Source organism: Microcoleus sp. A6-C6 (assembly GCF_036705955.1).
Classification (GTDB): domain Bacteria; phylum Cyanobacteriota; class Cyanobacteriia; order Cyanobacteriales; family Microcoleaceae; genus Microcoleus.
Genome location: NZ_JAUBVR010000194.1, coordinates 1 through 1141 on the forward strand (window position 1 = coordinate 1; position 1141 = coordinate 1141).

General features: G+C 35.7%; 2 protein-coding genes. Both read right to left on the reverse strand.

The features are described 5' to 3' along the window. A partial coding sequence (locus QUB52_RS29165; protein WP_442923241.1) for an ISAzo13-like element transposase-related protein occupies nt 1-359 on the reverse strand: 359 nt, incomplete at its 3' end. Continuing rightward, entirely contained in the window at nt 343-984 is a 642-nt protein-coding gene (locus tag QUB52_RS29170; RefSeq protein ID WP_332975691.1) for an ISAzo13-like element transposase-related protein, read from the reverse strand. The genes QUB52_RS29170 and QUB52_RS29165, both read right to left, overlap by 17 nt. Nucleotides 985-1141: the final 157 nt, after the last annotated feature.

Consider the following 1141-nt stretch of genomic DNA (forward strand, 5'->3'; position numbering starts at 1 on the left):
TACGGAAGAGCCCGATGTTCGATCGGATTATATTTCGATGTATAGGGAGGATAGTGTGCGATTCTAATTTCTATTCCTAGCTCGTCAACTAACTTTTGTAAATCTGATTTAAAGATATGATAATTAGAATTATTACTGCCACCTCCATCGCATTTTATTAAAATTGAATCGGCTTGAGGATAGATAAATTTTCCGTAATTTATCCACCATAATTTAATCGATTGACAAGCAAATTCACTCGTTTCTTTACTGATTCCCAGGTTTAAATATCCTCGGTTATGTTGCAGATCATAAATTCCATGAGGTACTACTTTTCCGTCAGCTAGACTCCAAAAATCATAGTTAAGCTGTCGTAACAACTTCGGTAGTATATAGACTGCCTGCTCGATAGAGATTTTCAATAAATTCCTTCTTTTTGGTGTCCATACTAACAATTGGATTGCCACGTAACTCATAGTCAGCGGTTATTCTGGCAAGATTTTCAAATTGTTCATTACGATTTTTTGTGACTCCGGTTGTTTGTTGTTTTTGAGCTTTGCGTTTCACATATCCATATTTTTTTAACAGTTCTTGAACGACTGTGGTACTGACTATTGTTTCCTGAGCCTTCAGACCTTCAACTATTTGTTGATGCGTAAGATTTGTCCATTGAATTTTATCGGACATTGGATCTCCGGCTGTGTGGTTTTTTAAGACTTCTAAAAAACGCTCATTTAAATCAGGTATCTGAGAATCCCTAGTTTTTCTTCCTCCTCCAGGTCGGCGAATTCTCTGTTGATTCCTGCTGTGTTCTGATTCACTTTTTAACTCTTTAATGCCCTTGGCTATGGTATTCCTGTCTACTCCCAAAACTCGGGCCATGTAAATAATTCCACCACGACCAAGTTTTACGGCTTCTATCGCTGCATATTTTCTTTGATCTTTTTCAGATAAAGACTGATAATGTTTGAGCATTAAAGCAGTAATTTCGTCTGAGTAATACATAAATTAAGTTAGTAATAAATGATTCAAGTCAACACATCATGGGCGATACAAGAAGAACCAAGCAGGTATAATATTTGACATCCCTACCGAAACATGAACCTATTTATATTCACTCATTTACTTATTATACATCGCTGATGTTATTAAATTTTCATTT